Origin of the sequence: Burkholderia sp. AU45388 (genome assembly GCF_030481585.1) — a bacterium.
Taxonomy (GTDB): domain Bacteria; phylum Pseudomonadota; class Gammaproteobacteria; order Burkholderiales; family Burkholderiaceae; genus Burkholderia; species Burkholderia sola.
In genome coordinates this window covers 126,159-144,971 of sequence record NZ_JAUJPV010000019.1, presented here as the reverse complement: position 1 = coordinate 144,971, position 18,813 = coordinate 126,159, and the positions used below count along the sequence as shown (strand labels likewise).

The following is an 18,813-nucleotide window of genomic DNA, read 5'->3' as shown; positions in this document are numbered from 1 at the left end:
AAACTCTTCAGTTCAAACCTGTTACTGTTTTCGGTTCGGTTAAGAACCGGTCGCTCACTCAAAGCTGACAGGAATATGAGTCACTTCATAAACCTGACTTACTTTAGTGTGAGACTCTTGATACTTTTGCTATCTGATCCGAGGATCAGCTCGCTGCCATCAAGCGCCCACACTTATCGGCTGTTAATTTTTAAAGAGCATTTCTGCGAGGAATCTTGAACCCCTCAGCAGCGCTGCGTTTTCAGCAGCAGAGAAGCGAGATTATCAACCGTTTTTTTGAGACTCGTCAACAACTTTTTTAACTACTTCGTTGCGACGACTGCGGTTTAATTTCGCGTGCACTGGAATCGATAAAACCGACTTCAACAGCACCGCTTCCCTCTTTTCTCCCGCGCCGTGTTTCCGTTAGCGCGAAAGAGGCGTGATTCTATGCATCCGCCCCGGTCTCCGCAACCCCTTTTGTGAAATATTTTTGACGTGCTATGGCGGGGGACCGCTGAACACTTCCTGGTGCTCATATATAGGCGACACGGCAGGCGCAGCCTCGGTCGCCCTTGAACAGCCCCGCCGCATCGCACGCAACCCTCCTTCGATTACCGCCCCACCATCGCCCTCACCACCCCGTCCCGCCGAATCAGCCCGTGATACAGCGCCGCGGCAAAGTGCGCGAGGAACGTCAGGAAGAACAGATACGCCAGCAGGCGATGCGCAACCCGGAGCCACGCGAACGTCACCGGATCGGCCGACACCAGCGCCGGCAGTTGCACGCCGCCGCCCAGTGTCACCGGATATCCGCCCGCCGACAGCATCGCCCAGCCGATCAGCGGCATCGCCACCATCAGCGCATACAGCACGAGATGCGACCCGTGCGCTGCCGCCTTCTGCCACCACGGCAGATCGTCGGGCAACGCCGGCGGCTTCGACAGCATCCGCACCACGATCCGCACGCACACCAGCACCAGCACGGCCACGCCCAGCGGCTTGTGAATCGCCACCAGGAGCTCGTGCCGCTCGGAAACCGACGCCACCATTCCCACCCCGATGAACAGCATCGCGAGGATCATCGCGGCCATCACCCAGTGCAGCACCCGCGCCGGCAAACTAAACGTCGTCGAAGCCTTCATCATCGTCCCTCCCCACTCACTCGCGCCACGCCTGCCACGCCGGCCTCTTCACTCGTGCGGCGCAGATACGAATCCGCATACGCGGCCGAGCGCGCCGCCAGCAACGGATCGCCCGACACCTGGATCCCCTGCGGCAGCACCGTCGGGTCGTAATTCACGTCGCGGCACGGGCCGCTGTCCTGCGCCTCCACGCGGTCGAGCACGAGCGTGCCCGCATCGATCGTCGTGCGCTGCGCGGGCCAGATCTTCGTCGCGTCGTCCACCGGGTCGCCGGGCTCCGCCAGCGTGACCAGCAGCTTCCACTTCTGCGGGCCGGCCGCGATGCGCTGCGTCACGTCCTGTTGCAGCACGTTCGGATCCGCGGCCGTCGCGACGTCGCCGGCGCCGGCCGTCTGCTCCGGCACGACGCGCCACCGCACCGCCTGGCGCTTGCCGGCCGCGTCGACGAAGTAGAACGCGTTCAACCCGTAATAGCTTTCGGTGACGTAGCTCGCGCTCGGTTTCGCACCCTTCACCCACTGCAGGAACGCGCCCGCCTCCGGATGCGCGCCGAAGAACGCCTTCACCTTCGCCGGATCCGGCTTGCCCGTCTTCGGATCGGGCCGGGTCGCGAGCGTCTGCTCGTAGAACGCCTGCGGCGTCGCTACTGGAAACACCGGCATCGCGTTCATCCCGGTCCGCCATTGCTCGCCGTCCGGCGCGGTGAGCTTCAGCGCGAGGCTGCGGATCGGCACGCTGCTGTCCGGCGCATAAGGATTCCCGCCCGGCAACGCGAAACGCCCGACCACCGGCGTGCGCACCGCCTTGAAGAACGGCGCGACCGAATACGCGCTCGCGGCGCCATTGCCCTCGAAGTAGCCGGTCACGCACACGCCCTTCGCGTGATTGCGCCGGTAGCCGGGATGGATGCCGCTGTTGGTCTGCAGCGCATCGACGATGCGATGCGGGGTCAGACGCGCCGGCGCGAGCCACCCGCCGGCATACCCGAACGCCGCGGCCACGCCGGCCACCGCGCCGCCGATCACGGCCCAGCGCCACCACCCGCGCCCGGGCTCGCGCTGCGGCGAAGAAGAAGATTGCTTCATGAATGCACTCCCGATCGTCAGATCATTGTCGAACGCGCGTAGGACGCCGCCCACGCCGCTTTATTCCACGAAGAATTTTTTCGTATGCTGGAGGGAATAACCGATGCCGGCCAGCGTCCTACGCGGCATCTACGACCCTTTCGGCAACCGGCCCAGCCATGCCCTCCACCGCCCTCGACGACGAAGCATTGCGTGAACTCATCCCCAGGCTGCGACGCTTCGCGCTCTGGCTGGCGCGCGACGTCCACGCGGCCGACGATCTCGTCCAGTCGACGCTCGAACGCGCACTGTCGCGCTGGACGAGCCGTCGCGACGACGCTTCGCTGCGCAGCTGGCTCTTCACGATCCTGTACCGGCAATTTCTCGATGGCAAACGCAGCGCGAAGCGCTACGCGTGGCTGCTCGGCCGCATGGGTGAAGACGACGAAGCGCACTGGCCGTCCGCCGAACGCGAATTCGCGGCGCGCGCGACGCTCGAAGCGTTCGGCCGGCTCTCCGACGAGCAGCGCAGCCTGCTGCTGCTCGTGGCGGTCGAAGGCTTCACCTATCAGGAAGCCGCCGACCTGCTCGAGGTACCGATCGGCACCGTGATGTCGCGGCTCTCCCGCGCGCGCCAGGCGCTGCGCCAGCTCAGCGACGGTGAGCTTCCTGCTCCTTCTCTCCGATTGATGAAGAAATGAACACGCCTCCGAACGAACATGACCTTCAGGCCTATGTCGACGGCCAGCTCGACGACGATGCGCGTGCCGCGGTCGAGCGCTATCTCGCGCTGCATCCGGCGCGTGCGGAACAAGTGAAGCAATGGCAGCAGGACGCGCAGCGGCTGCGGGCCGCGCTGGAGAGCGTGCGGATGCCGGCTGATAACCCCGCGCTGGATCCGGCGGCGATTCGCGGCCAGTGGGCCGAGCGCGCGCGGATGCGGTTCGCGATGGCGGCTTCGTTCGTGTTCTGCGTCGGGCTCGGGACGTTCGGCGGATGGCAGGCGCGCGGGTGGAACGCGCCGCCGCCGATCGCGCCGATGAGCGATGCGGTCAAGGCTTACCAGATGATGGTGATCGATCGGACGGCCAAGGTCGATTACCGGCCGACCGGTGCGCGCGACTTGCAGGGATGGCTCACCAAAGGCGTGGGTGCATCGGCGAAGCTGCCGGATTTGAGCGCGGCGGGGTTCAGGCCGGTCGGTGGGCGACTGTTCACGACGGACAGCGGCGCGACTGCCGCGATGGTGCTCTATCAGGATGATGCGGGGCGGACGCTGAGTTTCTATCTCCGGCCAGCGGAATCGGAACATCGGCTGCTGCCGAACGGGCAACGCGTGGATGGCGCGCTGCTCGCGCGGTATGGGTCGGTGAACGGGCTCAACTATGCGGTGGTCGGGCCGGCCGGGAGCGTTGGCGAGAAAGCAGTCGTGCAGGCGCTCGATCAGCAGACTTGAAGCGGTAGGATAAGCGCCCGGTTGACGGTTGGTGGCGGCCGCCAGCGCCGTTCGCGGGGCGGCCCGGCGGGCTTGAGCGGGTGCACGCTCACGAATCGAATGCACAGCATTTCGACTGACTTGCCCGGCCTGTTATTCACATCGAACCCGCGCTGGCGCTCTCACCTTTAAAATCACAGGGTTTCGAGTCGCCGTGGAACAGGATATCCACATCGATCATGACGGTCCTGCATGCTGGCTTCGGTCGGTTCGCTCACCCGGTGAATGCACAGGATTTTGAGTGGCTGCGAGTCGGCGATATCCACAAGACACTCAACTTCCGGACGTCGCCGGCGATTCGTTCGCTGCCTTCTTTCATTGTCGGCAAGCCTTGCCGGGCAAGGTATTCAGGCCGATATGCGCATTGAAACCGGGACACTCACCGGTCGGATGCACAGGGTTTGGACTGGATCGTGCGTCCGTTGTCCACATGCGCTCATTTCGTGCGCTCCACGAACGCCCTACCGTCGTAGCGATACTCACGCGTTGCAGGGCCCGAATCGTCGATGTTGGTCCACGTGACCTTGAAGCCCGCGGCATCGTCGATCCATTCGATGGCCAGGTAAGGCGATCGATTGTCCCCGTCGGTGTCGAGCGACACGCTATCCAGACAACTCTGCACCGGCATTGCATAGCTCGACGCAGCAGCGTCGCCGCGGATCCGCAGGACGTAGAGCGTACTTTCCTCGCCCGCGCCGCAATAGCCCATCGGGTCGCGACTCGACGAATGGTTCACGACGATCAGTACGAACTCCTTGCCCCCGATGGCTCTCGAGCTCGCCGACGGAAAGCCGATGCTCGACGCAGACGCGATCGCCCGACGCAGTGCGATCGGCAACCGTACCGTGCTCGTGCGGTGATGCGCATCGTCGACCTCGACCAACCGCTTTCCGTGTTGCTGCAGTTCACGTCCGTTCGAGAGCCGCACCGAGGCAGGCGCGTCGACTTTCGCGAATGCCGTTGCGACGGTTGCAACGGCTGCGAGGCCGAAGCTCCACCTGATGACCGAAGACATGATCGACATGAGGAATCCGTGTGAAGTGCGGCATTCAAGCGTGGGAAAGAACACGCAGCTTGCATGACTCGCGTCGATGCTCACTCGGTGACTGCACAGTGTTTGGATCTGTTTCGCGTGCCGGTTATCCACACACCGCCGCCCGCGCTTCGGGTCATTTCGTTTCGACTGTTCCGAGACTCTCGCCGGTTTCCGGCGCGATGACGTAGTGGAATGACTTCCCGATCCTGAAGTACAGCCACGAACACGCCGGACGACATTTTGGATTCGTCGTGTCGGTCATCGTCAAAGGCTCACGGTTCGAAATCGACCGTCATGTGTCGAGAAGAGAAATATGCGGCGATTGCCGAAATCACGGCTTGACGTGTGATGGCATCGATCGGCCGGTCATCGTGCGGCGGCGCCACGTACGACATGGAGCCAACGTAGACGACGAATGCGGGACCGTTGTCCGCGGCCGGCAGCAATGCTTCACCAGACACCCGGATCGGACGTTCGCCATCGGACAGGTCGATCGCACCACGCGACACCATCAAGACCTCGTACGTCATCGCTTTGCCTCGCGTGGTTCAATCGTTGAAGAACCGCTTCTCGTGGATGCTGGTGATTCTACAGACATGAAGGCCCGTGCATCGCGCGAGCGCTTCACAGCGTTCCGTTTCGGTTGTCCTCTCGCCGCACGAAGTGCATGTCCCGAGCGGATCACAGTCGACGGACTGTGCTTATCCAAAGGTGTTAACAGGGTTCGTATATATACGTAGTGATAGTTAACAAACCCTGTGCCCCACAGTGGATAACCTCCGTAACGCACTGAATCTTCAACGCGAACCGAAATGCATAACCCTGGGTGCGCGACGTGAACAGCGTCCGGGAGCACGGAACAACTTTTCGTCGATTCACAGCCGCGCCGACATATCCTCAATCGTTCCACTGTGAATCCAGAGACTTCCCGGACGGTTATCCAGAGGGCAATGTGGATAACACCACAGCACATCGACGCGTTTTGCTGTGATGCGAACAGATGAAGCCAACACGGCAGGCATCGCCACGCCACATCGATCGGGAACCCCGCGCGGCACGTTTCAAAGAATTTTCACGAAGGGGCTTGTGCTCCCCCAAAACCCTCTCTATAATTCGCGGCTTCTTAGGCTCGTAGCTCAGTTGGTTAGAGCACCACCTTGACATGGTGGGGGTCGTTGGTTCGAATCCAATCGAGCCTACCAACGAACAAAATGAAGGGGTCCGGCAGCACAACTTGCCTACAGGCAACGCGGCTCGCCAACATACAAACGCCACGCGGCAACATCGCGTGGCGTTTTTCTTTTCCAGTCCGAAACAACGCGTGAAGCCCCGATGCGTTGCGCGATACGCGGCCCGGCATCGCATCGTCACCGGCAATCCGATTCGCCACACAACCGCCGCTGCACGGCGCGTAGAATCGTGTGCGCATCGACGCGGCACCTTCGCCCGTCACCCGACTTCCACCGCATCAAAACAACGACGCGCAATCTGCGCGACTGAGAGCACACGATCATGTCCGAGGTCACGACCGCCGCATCATCGGCGAGCAACGACGAAATCGCCGCTTACGTCGGCACGAAAGCCGCCTGGTTCGAACGGAAGTGGGCGATCGCCGAATCGCGCAAGAGCCGGCAGTCGTGGAACTGGGCCGCGTGCTTCCTCGGCCCGGTCTGGATGGCGTATCGATGCATGTACTGGCAGGCGGCCGCCGTGCTTGCCGCCACGCTGGGCATCACGCTGGTCGAGTTGCTGTACTTCCCGACCTACTTCGAATCGAGCACGCTCGACCCGATTACGATCGGGATCGCGGTCTCGATCGGCTGGTGCGGGAACAGCCTCTACAAGCGGCACGTCGAGCGCCGGATCGAAAAACTGCGCCCGAACGCGACGTCTCGCGAATCGTTTCTCGCGCTGCTCGAGGCGCAAGGCGGCACGAACTGGCTGGCGGCGGCCGGCTTCTCCATCGCCACGCCGCTGCTCGGCGTTCTGCTGTACATGATCGGCAACGCCGGAGGCGCGATGTACTGATCGCGGTAACCGCCGATCGGCAAACGCAGCGTAGAAAGAAAAGGGCGGCACCGGCGGGCACATCGCACACGGCGCATGCTCGCGCCGCTCTCAATGCAGATGCTTCAATTTGTCAGGATTGCGCACGACATAGATCGCGACGATCTTCCCGTCGTCGATCTCGAGCGCGGTCGTCTGCAGCTCGCCGTCGGCTTCCAGCGTGACGAAACCCGGCAGCCCGTTGATGAACCCGGCCCGCACGAGCGTCGACGCATGTGTCGCGAACAGCTCGGCGAGGTACGTATGCACCCGCATCACGAGTTCGAAGCCGAATACCGGCTTGCCAGCCGCGGATGAACGCGTCCTGCACGATGTCCTCGGCGTCCGCGACGGAACCGAGCATCCGGTACGCGACGCGGATCAGCGTGCGACGCAGCGGATCGAAGCTCGCCGCCGCATCGGCCCGTTCGTCGGCGTTGCCGCTGGCCGGCTCGAGGTTCGGCATCAGGCCACGATCTTCGCGGCGGCGGCCTTCGCGTCGGCCGGGTCGACCCACAGCCCGAAGCCGACGGCGAGCCGGTTCCAGCCGTTGATCACGTTGATCATCAGCGTGAGTTTCACCTGTTCCTCCTCGCTGAAATGGTCGTTCAGCGCCGCACGGGCCGCTTCGTGCGCCGCGTGGCCCTCCGACAGCCGCGTGAGCGCCTCGGTCCAGCCGAGCGCCGCGCGTTAGCGGTCGGTGTAGCAGGGCGCTTCGCGCCACGCGGACAGCAGATGGATGCGCTGCTCGGTCTCGCCTTGCTCGCGCGCCTCGACGGTGTGCATGTTAAGGCAGTTCGCGCACGCGTTGATCTGCGACGCGCGGATCTTGACCAGCTCGATCAGCGTCGGCTCGAGGCTCCCGGCCGCGGCGACCGACACGGTCATCCAGCTTTTCATCAGCGCGGGGGCGGCGGCAAACGGATTGAGTTTCGCAGTCATGGTTCCTTCTCCTTTCGTGTGGGTTGCGCCGATATGACGAGCGAGCACCCCGCGCGTGTGACATCGATGCACAAAATTTCTTTGGAATGGTCGAAACGGGTAGCTGCACGCGAAGGGCGGAGCCGTGGAGCAGGGCAGCAACCAGGTTGCGTGATCGACTGACGAATCGGCTGCATGACGCCGCTGCGCCGACGAACGCGCGATCGACCTTTCATGCACGCCGTGCGGTTGTCACCGGACGTCAGGAGTCCGCAGCCGCGGGCACGCGCATTGCATCCATTGGCCGAACCCCGTCACGACAGGCGTCGGCGGTTCCTGAAACACGCGACGCTCCCACCACGCATGCTTTCATTTTTCTTTCATATTCGTTTCACCGGAAATCCGATTCGCGACGTTCACATTTCTAGACCATACTGTTCCGCACGGGCAGATGAAGTGACGCCGCATCCGCGGCCCGGCGCGCGCGCCGGCTGCCCGACGACGCAGCAGCACATTGCCCGTCAGCCGCGCGCATCCCAGCGCAAGGCTTTCCCTTTTCCGGCAACGCAACGCAGCGAATCGCGACGTGAACGGTAAACCGATGAGCCTTCTTGCATCCCAGCTTCAGCGCCGTTACCAGGACGTGCGCGCCCATAGCATCGCGTTGACCGCGACGCTGTCCGCCGAAGACCAGGCCGTGCAGTCGATGCCCGACGCGAGTCCGACGAAATGGCATCTCGCGCATACGACCTGGTTCTTCGAAACCGTCGTGCTGATGCGCCGCGTGCCCGGCTACACGCCGTTCGACGACGCGTTCCAGTTCCTCTTCAATTCCTATTACGAAGCGCTCGGCCCGCGCCATCCGCGGCCGCAACGCGGGCTGCTCACGCGGCCATCGCTCGACGACGTGCATGCGTATCGGCAATACGTCGACGACGCGATGCTGCGCGCGCTGGCCGGCGCCGATGCGGCGCTGCTCGACGCGATCGCGCCCGAGCTCGTGCTCGGCCTGCATCACGAACAGCAGCATCAGGAGCTGATCGTCACCGACATGCTGCATGCGTTCTCGTGCAACCCGTTGAAGCCGGCGTTCCGGCCGCATGACGCGACGGACGGCCACGCGATGGCCGCGGGCGACGCCGGCCCGTTGCGCTGGCTGCCTCAACCGGGCGGGCTCGTCGAGATCGGCCACGACGGCGACGCGTTCTCGTTCGACAACGAACGGCCGCGCCACACCGCGCTCGTGCGGCCGTACGAGATCGCGAACCGCCTCGTGACGAATGCGGAATTCGCGGCGTTCGTCGCCGACGGCGGCTATACGCGCCCCGAGTTCTGGCTGTCCGACGGCTGGGCCACGGTGCAGCGGGAAGGGTGGCAAGGGCCCGCGTACTGGATGCCGGACGACGACGATGCGGCCGCCACACGGGTGCGTCGCACGTTCGGCCTGCACGGCGTCGAACCGCTCGCGCCCGACGCGCCGGTGTGTCATGTGAGCTTCTACGAAGCGGCCGCATATGCGGAATGGGCCGGCGCGCGGCTGCCGACCGAATTCGAATGGGAAACCGCGTTCGCGGCCGACGGGATCCGCCAGATGCTCGGGCACGTGTGGCAGTGGACGCGTTCGTCCTACGAGCCGTATCCGGGCTTTCGGCCGCTCGCCGGGGTAGCGGCCGAATACAACGGCAAGTTCATGGTCGGCCAGCAGGTCCTGCGCGGCAGCAGCATCGCGACGCCGCCCGGGCACGAACGGCCGACGTACCGCAATTTCTTTCCGCCGGCGGCACGCTGGCAATTCACGGGGGTGCGACTTGCGCGAGACGTCTGACCTGACGGCCACGAGCGGTGGCCTGCAACCCGCCCGCGATTCGCGGCCGAGCGCGTTCGAGCGCGACCTGATCGACGGACTGTCGCGCACGCCGCGCAGCATCCCGCCGAAATATTTCTACGATGCGGCCGGCTCCGCGTTGTTCGACCGCATCTGCGAACTGCCGGAGTACTACCCGACGCGCACCGAACTCGGCATCCTGCGCGATCGCGCGGCCGAGATCGTGCGGCGCGTCGGCCCGCATGCGGACATCGTCGAATTCGGCGCGGGTTCGCTCGAGAAGATCCGCGTGCTGCTCGACGCGTTCGCGGGCAACTACGCGAACGCGCCGGCGCGCTACGTGCCGGTCGACATCTCGGCCGACTACCTGCACGATGCAGCCGCGCGGCTGCGGGCGGCCTATCCGTGGCTCGACGTCGCGCCGCTCGCGGCCGACTACACGAAGGCCGAGCAACTGGCCGGGCTGACCGACACGCCGCGACGGCGCATCGGCTTCTTTCCGGGCTCGACGATCGGCAACTTCTCGCCGGAAGAGGCCGACACGTTCCTGCGTGACGCCGCGCGGCTGCTGCGCGGCGGCGGCCTGCTGGTGGGCGCCGATCTCGTGAAGGACGAGCGCACGCTGCATCACGCGTACAACGACGCGCAGGGCGTGACCGCGCAGTTCAACCTGAACCTGCTGGCGCGCGCGAACGCGGAGCTCGGCGCGGACTTCGACGTCGACGCGTTCTCGCATTGTGCGTTCTACGACCGCGAGCGGCAGCGCATCGAGATGCATCTCGTCAGCGACGTCGCGCAGACGGTGCACGTGCGCGGCCACGCGTTCCGCTTCGAAGCCGGCGAGCGTATCCACACGGAGAACTCGCACAAGTTCACGATCAACGGCTTCCATGCGATCGCACGCCGCGCCGGGTTCGCACCCGATACCGTGTGGACCGACGCGGACAACCTGTTCAGCGTGCACTGGCTGCGCAGCGTCGACGATATCCGCGCGTAACGCGCGCTGTTGCGAGCCGCCCGCGCCGCAAGGTGAGGGCGGCTCGCTCCCCGTGCATACCGGCGTGTTCGCTCCGATCGCCGGTTTCGTGCCGAAAATCCCCTTTTTACCGACCCGGTGCGCCGCCGCAACGGCGCTCGGAATGTCGCCTTTGCCTTGCTCCATAAGGCTTTGCGGGCACCCGTAAACGTCCGTTACCTGTCTCGCATACCCGTTTCACCTGTGTCAGCGTCCGATGCCTAGACTCCGAACCGTAGTCACATGACGCACGACACGTGCAGGGAGTCGCGAAATGAGCAAGAAACTTATTCTCGGTGCAGTTCTCGGTGTAGCGGCGCTGGCAGCTTCGGGCGTCGCGTCGGCCCACGTCGACCTGTCGGTCGGCATCGGCGTGCCGGGCGTCTATACGGCGCCGGCGCCCGTCTACGTGGCGCCGCCTCCGCCGGTGATGTACGCGCCGGTCGGCTATCGCGACTACGGTTGGCGTCAGCGTGAATGGCGCGAACGCGAATGGCGCCGTCATGAATGGCGCGAGCACGAGTGGCGCGATCGCGGCGGGTGGCGTGGCCGCTGGGACTGAGCGCGGCGACCGGCTCGCGAGAGCACTGATCACGACGACACGAGGAGAGTGATCGCATGAATTCCATCCGGCACATCGGACGGTACGCAACCGCCGCGGTCGTTGCGCTCGCAACGATCGGCAGCGCGCACGCGGCAGGCTGCATGAAGGGCGCGGTGGTCGGTGGTGTGACCGGCCACTACGCGGGGCACCACGCAGTGGCCGGCGCGGTCGGCGGCTGTATCGTCGGCCATCACATGGCGAAGAAGCACGCGCAAGAGCAGGCCGCGCAGCGCAAGGCCGCCGCGCAGGGCATGCAGCCGGCGCAGTAACGGCGCCTTCACCGGGGGCGACGCGGCGGCGTCGCCCCCGGTCCTTGTTCCTGGAAGGGCGACACGCGGGCACCAAACCCTGGGACAAGGATTGATCCGCCGACAAAAAAAGGCGGCTCGTCGCCGCCCTTCGTCTCACCGCCCCGCGCCCGCCGTCGGCGCCGCAGGTTCGAACAATGCATCGGCCTGCGTGACCCGCACGAAGCGCGCCGCACCGTCGCCCTCGACCAGCGCGCGGAAATGCGCTTCGCCGCACGCGAGCTTCGCGCGCTCGTGCTCGCTCGGCACGTGGCCGTCCGCATTCGGCGTATCGACGACGAAGTACAGCCGCTCGCCGCCGTCCTGTTCCGCGAGCACGGCCCAGTCCGGGTGATAGCTGCCGAGCGGCGTCTGCACGCGGAACCATGCCGGCAGCTTCGCGTACAGCTTCACGCCGTCGTGCGCCTCGAGCGCATCGGCGAACGCGCGCTCGGCGTCCGTCTCGCACACGACCGCTTCATGGATCGACTTGCGCGCGTCCAGCCGCAAGTTGCGCAGATACCCGGTCAGCGCCTCGCTCTCGAACGATTCGAGCGCATGCACGTGGCGCTCGCCGAGCTTGCGGTACACGATGCCCGCGACGAGCGCGAGCCGCTTGCAGCGGTTGATCGCATCGGCCGCAACGGTAATGAACTGCTGCGGATTCACGCGAAAATCGTCGAGCCGGCCGCTGTCGGCGAGGATCGTCGCAAGCGAACGGCGCGTGAGTTGCGTACGGTCCTGCAGCTCGGTGAGCAGGTCGGGCAGCGGCAGCTCGCCTTCGTCGAGCAGCACGGTGCCGGCGCCGGCCACCTCGATCGCCTCGATGCCGGCCTTGCCGATGTCGATCTCGGCCTTGCGCCATTGCAGCCGCGCACGCGCGATGTCCGGCGCGTCGCGCAGCGCGGCCGTGCAGTCGCGCACCAGCTTCGCGTTGTCGAACTCGACGCGGTACACGGTGCGATGGCGGATGCGATCCCACAGCGCGCGGAAATCCTCGCCGAACACGACGGCCTTGCCCGACGCATCGCGCCGCAACGCGATCGCGCGGCGCTCGTCGGCATTGCGCACTGCGAAGCGGCCCGACAGCTTGCGCAGCGTCGCGACGATCGGCGCACGCAACCGCTCGAACGCATCCGGCAACACGAGCGCGCTCTGGCGCAGCGCATCCTTCATCCGGTCGAGCACCTTGCCCTGCGCGTCGACGTAGCCCTGCTCGTGCAGATGGTTCCACAGCACGCGCGACAGCTCGATGCCGAGCGCATGGGCGGGGCCGCCGTCTTCCTGCACCGGCAGCGCCGCGAACTGGTGTTCCTCGACGATCCCGAAGCGGATGCCCGTATCGGCCTCGATTTCCTTTTGCAGGTTCTCGGCGAACGACTCGTAGCGTTCGGTCGCGATCACGGTGAGCGTGTTCACGCCCGCGTCGCGCACGCGTTCGCCGTCCTGGTCGACGGCGAGGCGCAGCCCGCGGCCGAGCGTCTGGCGGCGCTCGCGCTCGGTCTGGATATCGCGCAGCGTGCAGATCTGGAACACGTTCGGGTTGTCCCAGCCTTCCTTCAGCGCCGAGTGCGAGAAGATGAACTTCAGCGGCGTGTCGAACGACAGCAGCGCTTCCTTCTCGCGCATGATGAGACCGTACGCGCGCTCCGCGTTCTCGCGGGCCGCCGCGCTGCTTTCGCTCGTGTCGGTCCAGCCGCCCTTGCGGTCGATCGAGAAGTAGCCGTTGTGCGCACGCTCGACTTCCAGCGCGACGTCCACGCCGTCGAACAGCGCCCGGTAGGCCGGCACGCGCGCCGCGCGCGCATATTCCTCTTCGAAGATCAGCGCGTAGTCGCCCTTCACGGGCACGCCGTTCTCGTCGTAGCGGCGATAGCGTTCGACCGAATCGACGAAGAACAGCGACAGCACCTTCACGCCGCGCTCGGCGAGGCGCAATTCCTTGTCGAGATGCTCGCGGATCGTGCGGCGGATCATCTCGCGCTGCACGGCGAGCGTGTCGATGTCGCCGAACGCCTCGCCGAGCGACAGGAACGCCTCGCCTTCCGGGTGACGCAGCTCGACGTATTCGGCGCCCTTCACCGCATGCACCTCGCCGATCCGCAGCCCCGCATACAGCGCGCGCTTGGTCAGGCGCTCCAGATCGTCGCCGTCGGTGGCCGACACGATCTGGCGCTTCACGCCGGCCGCGGTCGCGACGTCGAGCTCGACGCGCGCGCTGATCGCGCCGCGCCGGTTCGACACGCCGACGAGCCGCACGTACGGCTTGTTGTGCGCATCCTCGACGATCGCCGACGCGATCTCGATCTGCTTGACGAGCTTGCGCTCGTACGCGTCGACCGCGTCGAGCCGGTACACCATGTGGTGACGGTCGACGTGCGTGGCCGAATAGCGCAGCGTGCAGAGCGGCGCCATCGCGGCGAGCGCTTCGCGTCCGCGCCCTTCGAGGCCGCCGTCGACGCTTTGCGGCTCGTCGACGATCACGATCGGCCGCGTCGCGCGGATCAGGTCGATCGGCTTCTCGCCGCCGGTCTTCTCGCTGTCCTTGTAGAGGTTGTTGATCTCTTTCTTGTTGATCGCGGCGACCGTCATCACCATGATCTGGATCGCCGCGCTCGCCGCGAAATGGCGCACCTGGCCGAGCTTCGCCGAGTCGTACAGGAAGTAGTCGTACGGCACGCCCGCGTACAGCGCGCGGAAGTGATCCTCGGTGATCGCGAGCGTCTTGTGCACGCCTTCCTTGATCGCGATCGACGGCACGACGATCACGAATTTCGTGAAGCCGTAGCGGCGGTTCAGCTCGAAGATCGTGCGCAGGTACACGTAGGTCTTGCCGGTGCCGGTCTCCATCTCGACGGTGAAGTCGCGCGAGCCGGGCAGGCCGGACGGCGGCAGCCCGCCGCGCAGCTGCACGTCGGCGAGATTGCGCGCGAGCGCGTCGTCGGTCAGCGACAGCCGGTTGCCGACGCCTTGCTCCGATACCGCGAAGCCGAGCGAGCCTTGCGCGGCGGCCGTCGTGCCGGGCGCGGCGTTCGCGAGCACGCTGAAGTCGCCGCGATACGATTCCTGGCCGCGAAACAGGTCGCAGACGGCGTCGATCGCCTCGCGCTGGTAGTCGAGATCCGCTTCGAAATGCAGCCGCATCACAGGCTCCGCACGCGCTTCACGCCGTGCTGTTCGAGCAGCGCGGCGAGATTGAGCTTCGCGACGTCGTCGACGAAGCCGCTGTCGCGGAACAGGCACGTGACGTCGTGCGACGCGCCGGTCGCATCGAGCAGGTCGACGATGCCGTCGGCGAGCGGGCCCGCGTCGTCGCGCGAAATACGCGCATCGAAGCACGCGACGATCGCGCGGCCGATCAGGTGCACCGTCTTGCCGGCCACCTGGTGATGCTCGACCGGCGTGCACAGGTCGAGGCCGAGCTTGAGCGTCAGCTCGGCGAGCAGGTCGTCCTCGGTGCGGCCGGTCTTCACGTGCTCGACGGACGCGAAGAGGGCATGGTCGAAGTCGTCGCGGCGCGGGTCCCACTCGATCACGTTGGTCGTGTCGAGCCGGTACACGCGAAAGCCGAGGTCGCCATAGCTTTCCGGATAGTCGCGCGCGACCTGCTGCGCGGCGCGGCGCAGGCGTTCCTTCGTGATTTCGGCGAGCGTCAGCGGCTTTTTCAGTTTCGCGCAGAAATCGGCGGCCGCGGCTTGCGTCTTGTCGCGGCGGTCGAGCGCCTCGGGCAGCTGCACGAGGATGGCGCGGCGCGCGCCGCCGTCGGTCGCGTTCACCTGCATCACCGCGTGGCCGGTCGAACCGGAGCCGGCGAAGCAGTCGAGCACGATGTCGTCGCCGCGCGTGCACCAGCCGATCACGGCGGCCGCGAAGTCGACCGGCTTCGGCAGGTCGAACGGGATGCCGAGCGCCTTCAGCAGCGCGTCGTCGGAGCCCGCGAACGGCAGCACCGACGGCACGTTCTCGTACATGTTCTCGTCGAGGTAGTAGATCCGCTGCGGCTGCGTGGTTTCATCCGGGCCGAATTCGATCTGGCCGCGCTCGAGCAGCGCCTGCATCGTCGCGGGCGGATTGCGCCAGCCGCGCGCCGGCATCGCGCACGGCTTGCCGGTGACCGGATGGATCAGCGGCGTGAAATATTCGTCCGGCGCCTTCTTCTTGTTCGGCCACGCCATCGACACGAGGCGGTACACGCGGCCTTCCGGCGACAGCCGGTCGTACATCACCTCGCCGCCGGACAGGTTGGTCTGCGCCTTCATCCACGCGCGGTACGCCTTCTGCGCGTCCTTCGGGTTGCCGCTGCGGTACACCGCGTCGTGCGCGGCGTCGAGCATGCGCTGCGCGTTGCGCTTCGGGCGCTTGAGCGGCGCCTGCTCGAGCAGCGTCTCGGCGTTGCGCGCGAACAGCACCAGCGATTCGTGCTGATACGCGATGCCGCGCGCGTCGCCCTTCGGATTGCGCTTGTCCCACACGGCCACGCCGAGCTCGTTTTCCTCGCCGAAGATCTCTCGCAGCATCAGCACGAGCGCATGCACTTCGTGCTCGTCGATGTGCACCGCGATCAGCCCTTCGTCGGACAGCAGCGCGTGCGCGAGCTTCAGGCGCGGATACATCATGTTCAGCCAGTCGGTGTGGAACCGGCCGTTCGCCTCGGTGTTGGTGCTGCGCTTCACGCCGGCGTCGGTCTGGCCCGTCATCGCCAGGTAGTGGCGGATGCTGTCGCTGAAGTCGTCCGGATAGACGAAATCGCTGCCGGTGTTGTACGGCGGGTCGATGTAGACGAGCTTCACCTTGCCCGCGTAGCTCTTGTGCAGCAGTTTCATCACGTCGAGGTTGTCGCCCTCGATCAGCAGATGGCGCGTGTCGTCCCACGCGACGCTGTCTTCGGGGGAGGGCCGCAGCGTGCCCGTCGACGGCGTGAGCGCGGCCTGGCGCGCGGCGCGCTTGCCGTGCCAGTGAAAGCCGTAGCGTTCGTCAGCGTCGCCGACCGTGCGTTCGCCGACCAGCGCCTTCAGCACGTCGACGTCGACCGACGCGCCGTCCGGGCCTTCGGTCACGAGTTCGGGGAACAGCGCCTTCAGGCGCGCGACGTTGTCGGCGGTGAAATCCGTCGACATCGCCTGCGGGCTGGCCGCATCGAGTTTCTGCATCGTCTTTTCCATCGGAGCCCGGCCGCGCGCGCCAGGACGTCGGGCGCGCTCACGGCACCGGCGGCAATGGCCGCCCGGGCAAACCCGAAACGCTAGCGAGTCGGTCGGCGCAGGTCAAGCACCGATGTGAGCCGAACGTGCTGGTATCGGCCGCGATCGACCGCCGGACGGGCCGGGAGCGGGGTCCGGCCGGTTGTCGCACCGGGCGGGCGCGTCGCGGCTGCGGAAAGGACGAAAAAGGGGCACGGTCGGAATCGAATGCCGGGGTGCCAGCAGGGAGAATCGCGGAAGGAAAGTGCGGCACGGGCACGACGAGTGCGGCCCGCATGAGGCGGAAGAGGTCTATGTGCGTCGGCAGCGCGCCTACCGCCACCCGATCAGCACCCGCCCCATTGCATCGACCCCCATGTCGAACAGGTGCGACACGAACGGCACCAGGTTCGGAATCATCAGCTGCACGAGCAACAGCCCGACGATCAGCGTGACGGGAAAGCCGATCTGGTACATGCCGATCTGCGGCGCCGCGCGGTTCAGGATGCCGAGCGCGAGGTTCGCGATCAAGAGCGCCACGACCACCGGCAGCGACAGCAGGAGCCCCATCTCGAACACGGTCGCGCCGAACGCGGCGAGCGTGCGCCAGCCCGGCGCGTGCAGCAGGTCGCCCGATACCGGCAGCGACTGGAACGACGCGGCGAGCGCCGCGAACACTTGCAGGTGGCCGTCCACCGCGAGGAACGCGAGCATCGCGACCGCGTTCAGGAACCGGCCCATCGCGGGCGTCGCGCCGTTCGAATGCGGATCGAAGAAGGTCGCGAAGCCGAGCCCCATCGACAGCCCGATGAAGTCGCCGGCCGCCTCGACGGCCGCGAACACGAGCTGCATCGTGAAACCCATCGCGACGCCGATCAGGAACTGCGTGACGAGGATCCAGATGCCCGGCGCGGAGAACACGGTGACGTCCGGCATCGCGCCGAGCGTCGGCGCGACGACCAGCGCCATGAACGCGGCCACGCCGATCTTCACGCGCACCGGCACGGCCGCGTGACCGACCATGGGCGCCGTCGCGACGAGCGCGAGCATCCGCACGAACGGCCACAGGAAAGCGGTCAGCCAGCCGTTGAGCTGCGCGTAGGTAACCGAGAACATCGCGGGAAAGGAGAGCCGGACGCGCGGCTCAGCCGGCGCCGAGCGTCGCGACGTGCAGCAGCGTCTGCCGCAGGTAGTCGAGCATCGTCGTCAGCATCCACGGGCCGGCGATCACGAGCGTCGCGGCCACCGCGAGCAGCTTCGGGATGAACGACAGCGTCGCTTCGTTGATCTGCGTCGCGGCCTGGAACAGGCTCACGACGAGGCCGACCGCGAGCGCGACCAGCAGCAGCGGGGCCGCGAGCAGCAGGCCGACCATCATCGCCTGGTGCGCCAGCGTCATCACTTGTTCGGGCGTCATCGCGCGTGTTCCTCCGCTTAACTGAAGCTCTGCGCGAGCGAGCCGATCAGCAGTTGCCAGCCGTCGACCAGCACGAACAGCATCAGCTTGAACGGCAGCGACACGGTGGACGGCGACACCATCATCATCCCCATCGACATCAGCACGCTCGCGACGACCATGTCGATGATCAGGAACGGGATGAATACCGTGAAGCCGATCTGGAAGCCGGTCTTCAGCTCGCTCGTGACGAACGCGGGCACCAGCAGCGACAGCGGCACGTCCTCGGGGCCCTGCATCGGCGCGGCCTTCGAGATCTTCGCGAACAGCGCGAGATCGGTCTCGCGGGTCTGCTTCAGCATGAAGGTCTTGAACGGCGCGACGCCGCGCTGCACGGCCTGCTCCATCGGCATCGAGCCGTCGGAGAACGGCTTGTAGCCGTCGTTGTACGCCCGGTCGAGCACCGGCGACATCACGAAGAAGGTGAGGAACATCGCGAGGCCGACGAGCACCTGGTTCGGCGGCGTCGTCGCGGTGCCGAGCGCCTGGCGCAGCAGCGACAGCACGATGATGATGCGCGTGAAGCTCGTCATCATCAGCAGCATCGCCGGCAGGAACGACAGCATCGTGAGCAGCAGCATCGTCTGCACGCTCAGCGAATAGGTGGTGCCGCCGTGCGGGCCCGGGCTCGCGTTGAACGCGGGCAGGCCGTTCGCCTGCGCGCAGGCGAGCGCGGGGGCGAGACAGAGGATCAGCACGGGCGCGACGCGCGCCGCGTGACGCAGGAATGCGTGTTTCATCGGAATGCGGGGACGAAAAG

At 66.0% G+C, this 18,813-nt stretch carries 16 protein-coding genes, 1 tRNA gene and 3 pseudogenes; 8 read left to right on the top strand and 12 right to left on the bottom strand.

The window, feature by feature from the left end:
• Nucleotides 1-593: 593 nt before the first annotated feature.
• Together QZM72_RS26185 and QZM72_RS26180 are read right to left on the bottom strand one after the other, a co-directional pair.
• Nucleotides 594-1,127: a cytochrome b gene (locus tag QZM72_RS26185; protein ID WP_301739593.1), complete on the bottom strand. Its 534-nt coding sequence runs from the start codon at nucleotides 1,125-1,127 to the stop codon at nucleotides 594-596.
• A complete protein-coding gene (locus QZM72_RS26180) occupies nucleotides 1,124-2,209 on the bottom strand; it encodes a catalase family peroxidase (protein WP_301739592.1) in 1,086 nt (361 codons plus the stop codon). The genes QZM72_RS26185 and QZM72_RS26180 overlap by 4 nt, the downstream gene beginning before the upstream one ends.
• Before the next feature lie 158 nt (nucleotides 2,210-2,367).
• On the opposite strand from QZM72_RS26180, the gene QZM72_RS26175 reads away from it, so the two are divergent.
• Together QZM72_RS26175 and QZM72_RS26170 are read left to right on the top strand one after the other, a co-directional pair.
• Nucleotides 2,368-2,889: a sigma-70 family RNA polymerase sigma factor gene (locus QZM72_RS26175; protein ID WP_301739591.1), complete on the top strand. Its 522-nt coding sequence runs from the start codon at nucleotides 2,368-2,370 to the stop codon at nucleotides 2,887-2,889.
• The gene (locus QZM72_RS26170; protein WP_301739590.1) at nucleotides 2,886-3,644 is read left to right on the top strand and encodes an anti-sigma factor; all 759 of its coding nucleotides are present in this window, start codon (nucleotides 2,886-2,888) and stop codon (nucleotides 3,642-3,644) included. Before QZM72_RS26175 ends, QZM72_RS26170 begins: the two co-directional genes overlap by 4 nt.
• A gap of 475 nt (nucleotides 3,645-4,119) precedes the next feature.
• Here the strand turns inward: QZM72_RS26170 and QZM72_RS26165 are convergent, their stop codons facing one another.
• Complete coding sequence (locus QZM72_RS26165; RefSeq protein WP_301739589.1) at nucleotides 4,120-4,782, bottom strand: hypothetical protein; 663 nt, start codon at nucleotides 4,780-4,782, stop codon at nucleotides 4,120-4,122.
• A gap of 209 nt (nucleotides 4,783-4,991) precedes the next feature.
• The gene (locus QZM72_RS26160) at nucleotides 4,992-5,249 is read right to left on the bottom strand and encodes an Imm74 family immunity protein (RefSeq protein ID WP_301739588.1); all 258 of its coding nucleotides are present in this window, start codon (nucleotides 5,247-5,249) and stop codon (nucleotides 4,992-4,994) included.
• Between the two features lie 595 nt (nucleotides 5,250-5,844).
• Between QZM72_RS26160 and QZM72_RS26155 the strand changes: the two genes are divergently transcribed.
• Together QZM72_RS26155 and QZM72_RS26150 are read left to right on the top strand one after the other, a co-directional pair.
• Nucleotides 5,845-5,921: transfer RNA gene (locus QZM72_RS26155), tRNA-Val, on the top strand.
• 310 nt (nucleotides 5,922-6,231) lie between these two features.
• A complete protein-coding gene (locus QZM72_RS26150; RefSeq protein ID WP_301739587.1) occupies nucleotides 6,232-6,747 on the top strand; it encodes a DUF2628 domain-containing protein in 516 nt (171 codons plus the stop codon).
• 90 nt (nucleotides 6,748-6,837) lie between these two features.
• On the opposite strand, the pseudogene QZM72_RS35705 reads toward QZM72_RS26150, so the two are convergent.
• From QZM72_RS35705 to QZM72_RS26140, 3 pseudogenes are all read right to left on the bottom strand, one after another.
• Nucleotides 6,838-7,086: pseudogene (locus tag QZM72_RS35705) on the bottom strand (RNA polymerase sigma factor SigJ); the annotation flags it as partial.
• Nucleotides 7,070-7,129: pseudogene (locus QZM72_RS35700) on the bottom strand (hypothetical protein); the annotation flags it as partial. The pseudogenes QZM72_RS35705 and QZM72_RS35700, both read right to left, overlap by 17 nt.
• A gap of 101 nt (nucleotides 7,130-7,230) precedes the next feature.
• Nucleotides 7,231-7,707, bottom strand: a pseudogene (locus QZM72_RS26140) (carboxymuconolactone decarboxylase family protein).
• 580 nt (nucleotides 7,708-8,287) lie between these two features.
• Here QZM72_RS26140 and egtB point away from each other — a divergent pair.
• From egtB to QZM72_RS26120, 4 genes are all read left to right on the top strand, one after another.
• Nucleotides 8,288-9,511, top strand: coding sequence for an ergothioneine biosynthesis protein EgtB (egtB, locus tag QZM72_RS26135; protein WP_301739586.1), 1,224 nt, complete (start codon nucleotides 8,288-8,290; stop codon nucleotides 9,509-9,511).
• Nucleotides 9,495-10,508: an L-histidine N(alpha)-methyltransferase gene (gene egtD, locus QZM72_RS26130; RefSeq protein WP_301739585.1), complete on the top strand. Its 1,014-nt coding sequence runs from the start codon at nucleotides 9,495-9,497 to the stop codon at nucleotides 10,506-10,508. Before egtB ends, egtD begins: the two co-directional genes overlap by 17 nt.
• Nucleotides 10,509-10,800: 292 nt before the next feature.
• Nucleotides 10,801-11,088 carry a hypothetical protein gene (locus QZM72_RS26125; protein WP_089466271.1) on the top strand — a complete coding sequence of 96 codons (288 nt, stop codon included), beginning with the start codon at nucleotides 10,801-10,803 and terminating at the stop codon, nucleotides 11,086-11,088.
• 56 nt (nucleotides 11,089-11,144) lie between these two features.
• Complete coding sequence (locus QZM72_RS26120) at nucleotides 11,145-11,399, top strand: hypothetical protein (RefSeq protein ID WP_301739584.1); 255 nt, start codon at nucleotides 11,145-11,147, stop codon at nucleotides 11,397-11,399.
• A 135-nt stretch (nucleotides 11,400-11,534) separates the two neighbouring features.
• Here the strand turns inward: QZM72_RS26120 and QZM72_RS26115 are convergent, their stop codons facing one another.
• The 5 genes from QZM72_RS26115 to fliP form a co-directional block, all read right to left on the bottom strand.
• The gene (locus tag QZM72_RS26115) at nucleotides 11,535-14,561 is read right to left on the bottom strand and encodes a type III restriction-modification system endonuclease (protein ID WP_301739583.1); all 3,027 of its coding nucleotides are present in this window, start codon (nucleotides 14,559-14,561) and stop codon (nucleotides 11,535-11,537) included.
• The gene (locus tag QZM72_RS26110; RefSeq protein ID WP_089466274.1) at nucleotides 14,561-16,579 is read right to left on the bottom strand and encodes a site-specific DNA-methyltransferase; all 2,019 of its coding nucleotides are present in this window, start codon (nucleotides 16,577-16,579) and stop codon (nucleotides 14,561-14,563) included. The genes QZM72_RS26115 and QZM72_RS26110 overlap by 1 nt, the downstream gene beginning before the upstream one ends.
• Nucleotides 16,580-16,930: 351 nt before the next feature.
• The gene (gene fliR / locus QZM72_RS26105) at nucleotides 16,931-17,713 is read right to left on the bottom strand and encodes a flagellar biosynthetic protein FliR (RefSeq protein WP_089466275.1); all 783 of its coding nucleotides are present in this window, start codon (nucleotides 17,711-17,713) and stop codon (nucleotides 16,931-16,933) included.
• Nucleotides 17,714-17,741: 28 nt separating this feature from the next.
• A complete protein-coding gene (gene fliQ / locus QZM72_RS26100) occupies nucleotides 17,742-18,014 on the bottom strand; it encodes a flagellar biosynthesis protein FliQ (protein WP_006401718.1) in 273 nt (90 codons plus the stop codon).
• A gap of 17 nt (nucleotides 18,015-18,031) precedes the next feature.
• Complete coding sequence (gene fliP / locus QZM72_RS26095; protein ID WP_069618817.1) at nucleotides 18,032-18,793, bottom strand: flagellar type III secretion system pore protein FliP; 762 nt, start codon at nucleotides 18,791-18,793, stop codon at nucleotides 18,032-18,034.
• Between the last annotated feature and the right edge of the window lie 20 nt (nucleotides 18,794-18,813).

Excerpts from the sequence above, each read along its gene's own strand:
- QZM72_RS26120 (WP_301739584.1), top strand. The coding sequence starts at position 11,145 with ATGAATTCCATCCGGCACATCGGACGGTACGCAACCGCCGCGGTCGTT.
- QZM72_RS26110 (WP_089466274.1), bottom strand. The coding sequence starts at position 16,579 with ATGGAAAAGACGATGCAGAAACTCGATGCGGCCAGCCCGCAGGCGATG.
- QZM72_RS26150 (WP_301739587.1), top strand. The coding sequence starts at position 6,232 with ATGTCCGAGGTCACGACCGCCGCATCATCGGCGAGCAACGACGAAATC.
- QZM72_RS26180 (WP_301739592.1), bottom strand. The coding sequence starts at position 2,209 with ATGAAGCAATCTTCTTCTTCGCCGCAGCGCGAGCCCGGGCGCGGGTGG.
- QZM72_RS26175 (WP_301739591.1), top strand. The coding sequence starts at position 2,368 with ATGCCCTCCACCGCCCTCGACGACGAAGCATTGCGTGAACTCATCCCC.
- fliR (WP_089466275.1), bottom strand. The coding sequence starts at position 17,713 with ATGTTCTCGGTTACCTACGCGCAGCTCAACGGCTGGCTGACCGCTTTC.
- egtB (WP_301739586.1), top strand. The coding sequence starts at position 8,288 with ATGAGCCTTCTTGCATCCCAGCTTCAGCGCCGTTACCAGGACGTGCGC.
- fliP (WP_069618817.1), bottom strand. The coding sequence starts at position 18,793 with ATGAAACACGCATTCCTGCGTCACGCGGCGCGCGTCGCGCCCGTGCTG.
- QZM72_RS26125 (WP_089466271.1), top strand. The coding sequence starts at position 10,801 with ATGAGCAAGAAACTTATTCTCGGTGCAGTTCTCGGTGTAGCGGCGCTG.
- QZM72_RS26170 (WP_301739590.1), top strand. The coding sequence starts at position 2,886 with ATGAACACGCCTCCGAACGAACATGACCTTCAGGCCTATGTCGACGGC.
- QZM72_RS26115 (WP_301739583.1), bottom strand. The coding sequence starts at position 14,561 with ATGCGGCTGCATTTCGAAGCGGATCTCGACTACCAGCGCGAGGCGATC.
- QZM72_RS26185 (WP_301739593.1), bottom strand. The coding sequence starts at position 1,127 with ATGATGAAGGCTTCGACGACGTTTAGTTTGCCGGCGCGGGTGCTGCAC.
- QZM72_RS26160 (WP_301739588.1), bottom strand. The coding sequence starts at position 5,249 with ATGACGTACGAGGTCTTGATGGTGTCGCGTGGTGCGATCGACCTGTCC.
- fliQ (WP_006401718.1), bottom strand. The coding sequence starts at position 18,014 with ATGACGCCCGAACAAGTGATGACGCTGGCGCACCAGGCGATGATGGTC.